General features: G+C 35.6%; 4 protein-coding genes and 1 pseudogene. 1 reads left to right on the top strand and 4 read right to left on the bottom strand.

Features of this window, described 5'->3' with window-relative positions; all coding sequences use genetic code 11:
- From AC1DJR_RS21250 to tnpA, 3 genes and pseudogenes are all read right to left on the bottom strand, one after another.
- Window positions 1-675: pseudogene (locus tag AC1DJR_RS21250) on the bottom strand (DEAD/DEAH box helicase); the annotation flags it as partial.
- Between the two features lie 420 nt (window positions 676-1,095).
- Entirely contained in the window at window positions 1,096-2,451 is a 1,356-nt protein-coding gene (locus AC1DJR_RS21245) for an RNA-guided endonuclease TnpB family protein (RefSeq protein WP_477003443.1), read from the bottom strand.
- Between the two features lie 35 nt (window positions 2,452-2,486).
- Window positions 2,487-2,891, bottom strand: coding sequence for an IS200/IS605 family transposase (gene tnpA, locus AC1DJR_RS21240; RefSeq protein ID WP_002031793.1), 405 nt, complete (start codon window positions 2,889-2,891; stop codon window positions 2,487-2,489).
- Between the two features lie 328 nt (window positions 2,892-3,219).
- On the opposite strand from tnpA, the gene AC1DJR_RS21235 reads away from it, so the two are divergent.
- Entirely contained in the window at window positions 3,220-3,639 is a 420-nt protein-coding gene (locus AC1DJR_RS21235) for a GNAT family N-acetyltransferase (RefSeq protein WP_002126872.1), read from the top strand.
- A gap of 190 nt (window positions 3,640-3,829) precedes the next feature.
- On the opposite strand, the gene AC1DJR_RS21230 is transcribed toward AC1DJR_RS21235, so the two are convergent.
- Window positions 3,830-4,404: nitroreductase family protein (locus tag AC1DJR_RS21230; protein ID WP_477003442.1), on the bottom strand; the 575-nt coding region annotated here is incomplete at its 5' end.

Here is a 4,404-nt window from a genome sequence, read left to right as displayed (position 1 = left end):
ATTATAACCAAGTCCCTTTAAATCATCATAAAGCTTACTTGCTCTAACCTTTGTACGACAGAAAATAACTGCTAAAAATGGCTGATCACGATCCATAACAAAACGAAGTGCATCTGGCTTTGCACGATCTGTCGTCTCAATGACACGCTGCTCAATTGTATCTACCGTTACTTCTTCACTTTGTACTTGAATCATTTGCGGCTCTTCCATATAACGTTTCGCCAATTTTTTAATATCTTTTGGCATCGTTGCTGAGAATAACATCGTTTGTTTACTATCAGGTGTCTCATCTAAAATATCTTCAATATCATATAAGAATCCGAAATAAAGCATTTGATCTGCTTCATCTAGTACAATCGTTGAAAGATTACTTAAATCAATTGTTTCACGTCGTATATGATCTAATAATCGTCCTGGTGTCGCTACAACAATATGTGTATTACCTTTTAATTTTCTCAATTGTTGTGCTACATCTTGTCCGCCATATATCGCTAGTACATTAATATCTTCTCTTTGAACAAGCATTTTTTTAATTTCAGTTGTAATTTGCAGTGCTAGTTCCCTTGTTGGTGCAACAATTAAAGCCTGAACATCACTAGACTCTGGATCGATTTTTTCTAAAATCGGTAACACGAATGCTAACGTTTTACCCGTTCCTGTTTTCGCCTGCCGAATTCAAAATATACTTTTTAATTTTTCTATTACTCCAAATTAAACTTGTATAATTCGGATCTTCATGTAGATTTCGAAACCACTCTAATTCGCTTAATTTGGCAATATGGTGTTTTAATTTCATGTCATTTCGAGGGTCAACTCCCCTACTGAGTTGAAACGTTTCAGTGGGGACTTGAGTTAGAACGCTAGGTCTTTTCATCTATCGCTAGACAGTTTGACGCTCTAGAATTCATGCCACCTTACRGTAACACCCCAAGTAWGTTTTTGGTTGGTACTAGAAACGAACAATCGTTTCCCCACTTGCACCACCCTTTYGAAAAAGAGCAGTTCTTCCTTATRGAAGAAGCCACCACTCAGATGAATCCGGCGTGTGCTACAAGCCCCGACAAGTCGAGTACACATGGATGGTTGACRCACCCACTAAGCTATGCACRAAGCAACAGCCTTACGTTTTTGCACTTYTAATAGAATCGGCGTTTTYACTTTRAGATTKTCATCCAATTCTACAACTYTTGATTTTTSCAATGTATTCAACGCACCATTAATATCAGCRTGRATACATKTTCCTGATTTACTTTGATACAKTCCACGAGTGATTCGTTTGCCACTAAAGCGATAATGCGTCCTRTCWTCCTTAGACCAAACTGGAACCCTATCTTTRTCWAGAAAACTAGCTTTTGAAGTATAGCTTTCTTCTTGTTTYAAAAATCGGATRCCTTCTTTTACACATTTATTCTCAATTGCTGMAATCAGTTTATGAAATGGGATTTGAACAAATTTTTGGTTATTCTTTTTTCCCATATCAGATTTTTGTTTCCAACCAGTGTTATACCCTACGACAACCGTATCTATACTGAATGCTTTCACTTTTTTGAACAACAAACCTACAGTTTGTGAAATGTAACCATTTATTTGTCTTTCTCGTTTATGCCAAAGTGCAGCCATTTTGTTCGTTACAACTCGTTTTGAAAGTCCATTTTCCACATTTTTCAGTTGCAGATTACGTATCATTTTGTTGAAGTACTGGTTAATGGATTTAAGTTTTTTTCCATCAATTAAAAATGTGTCACCTGTATTTGTTGCGCAACTTACTAATCTGTCTACACCTAAATCGCAACTCAAAGCGTTACTAGTAGTCGTGGATTGCTTCTTCATTTGAGAAACGTGCATTTCATATGTGTAATGCACCTCAAAGAACCGACCTTTTTGCTTCGGTACAATCTCAATGTAGGAGATTTTTTTATTTCTTACGTTTTTAGGCATACTTATTTTAATGGAACCGAATTTTTTTCTGAATGCCACATTCATCGGAATCATCCAATACCCGTTATCATCCACTTTTGGAACTTGATAGATTTCAATGATTCGTTTGTCCGTTGAACCAGAATAATTCGGAAACCTAGGACGGCCTGTGAATGTTTCCGGTTTTTTCTTCCACTGTTCCCATGCTTTAAAAAAGCTTTTTACTTCTGTAAATAAGGCTCTACGAATCGCTTGAACAGAGTTTGATTGGACGCCCGAGTAGTTCATATCGGCTTGCATGGCAGTGTCCACTTCTTTTACAGTAGCCATCTTGTTATTATTCAGATAACTTTGTTTAATCGTGTACAATCCAACATTTCGCAACGCTTTTGAACTATGTGACATGCGTTGCAGTAAACGAAATTCTTTCGCAGTAAGGCAAGCTCGTCCGATATTCTGTTTCTGAGTGAAGCGTTGCATGTTTTCTCTTTTCTTTTGTTTACGTAATACTTTCACTGCTTTCTTTCTACCCATTGTTTTCACCACCTTTCTCAGGGGGTTCATTAAAATCATTTCATTCCTTGTGATTCAATGTACTTACGGATAGAACCTATAGGTGCACCGCCCGTTGTTAAAAGACAATAACTTCGAGACCAAAACATTTCTTTCCATAGATCATGTTTTATCTTAGGAAAATCTCGTTTCACGAAACGAGAACTAACACTTTTGTAACTGTTAATCGCTTTTGACAAATCAATGTTTGGAACTGAACGGAACAAAACGTGAACATGGTCTTCATCGTGATTCCATTCTTCTACAGTAATTCCTTTTGGCTCAAGTAACCGAATGAAGTGCTCTTTCAGATAATCTGAAATTTCATCGTTCATCACTTTTTTACGGTATTTAATAACCAAAACTAAATGATAGTAGAGTAAGAACACTGAATGATTATTATTATCTAATTTCGTTGTCATATATATTGTCTCCTTATCTACGACTAATTATATCGCAAGACGCAAAAGAAACAAATATTCGCTCTTTAAAAAATTGTTATGAACGAAACAAAAGAGTTCAGCCTACCTTCTGACGGCAATTCATCTCCACCTGAATTGTTGGGTTTCACCCGTAACACAAATCAGATGGAGTCTTCTTGCCGAAAAGGATAAATTAACACACATAAGCTGTACTAAATTAAATAGACTATGTTCAATAGCTAACGGAAGTTTAGTTGCGTAAGAGGAATAGATAAAAAAATGTCGAATTTATTATACTTGTTGAATTTGAGGACTTGGAGGATACATTTTGAAAAAATATGAGTTTAAAAATAACATTCCAACATTGGAAGAGTACAAATATTTGTGCGAGTCTGTGGGATGGACTAATTATATGAATTTTGAAGTGGTGGAAACATCACTGAAGAATTCTGTTCACTGCATCACAGTCAAGGATAATGAACAAATTGTGGGTATGGGGAGAATTGTTGGTGATGGGGCTATCTATTTCTATATTCAAGATATAGTAGTCCATCCAGATTATCAGAAAAATGGAATCGGGAAAGAAATCATGCATATTTTGGTTGAATACTTAAATCAGAATGCCCCTGATAAGGCATTTGTCGGTTTGTTTGCATCACAAGGTAAAGAATCTTTCTATGAAAAATATGATTTTAAAGATTACTCACCAAACATGACGGGGATGTTTACTGTCATTTCAAAAAAATAAACATAATAGATTTTTAATTATACGTCATCAATATTGAAGAAATTGTTCTCACAGTAATGCTTATCTTAAATAAGATCTTCCACGATTGGGTGTGAATATTAAATAAGAAAGGACAGTAGATAGTATATATACTATCTACTGTCCTTTCATTTATCTAACTTTTTTTAATTTTGATTTTGAATTGTATTTTTTAATAAAATTTCACTACATCTTCAGTAGGTAAGAATGTTCTTTCCCCTGGTTGTTCATTTGGCTCACCAAATGGCATTTGTCCTACTAAGCTCCACTCTGCTGGAATGTTCCAAGTTGCTTTCACTTCAGCATCTACGATTGGATTGTAATGTTGTAATGACGCTCCAATTCCTTCAGCCGATAATAGCATCCATACAGTATGTTGTAGCATTGCATTTCCTTGATGAGACCAGAATGGGAACTGATCTTTATACAATGGTGCATTTTCTTGCATTTTTTCTACTGTTGCTTGATCTTCAAAGAATAGAACTGTTCCTACACCTGCATGGAAGCCTTTTAGTCTTTCTACTGTTGCTTCAAAATTTTCTGCTGGCACGCGTGATCTAAGCGTTTCTTTTACGATATCCCAAAACTTTTCATGCTCTCCATCCATTAATACAACCATACGGCCACTTTGCATATTGAAAGAAGTTGGTGCGTGTAAAGCTGTTTTTAAAACTTCTTCAATTCTTTCTTTTGTAATTGTAGCGTTTTTTGTTACTTTACGAATTGAACGACGGTTCACGATTGCTT

Source organism: Bacillus sp. 05T31 (genome assembly GCF_056396725.1).
The sequence above is the reverse complement of the archived record's forward strand: the minus strand, read 5'-3'. Positions and strand labels throughout refer to the sequence as shown.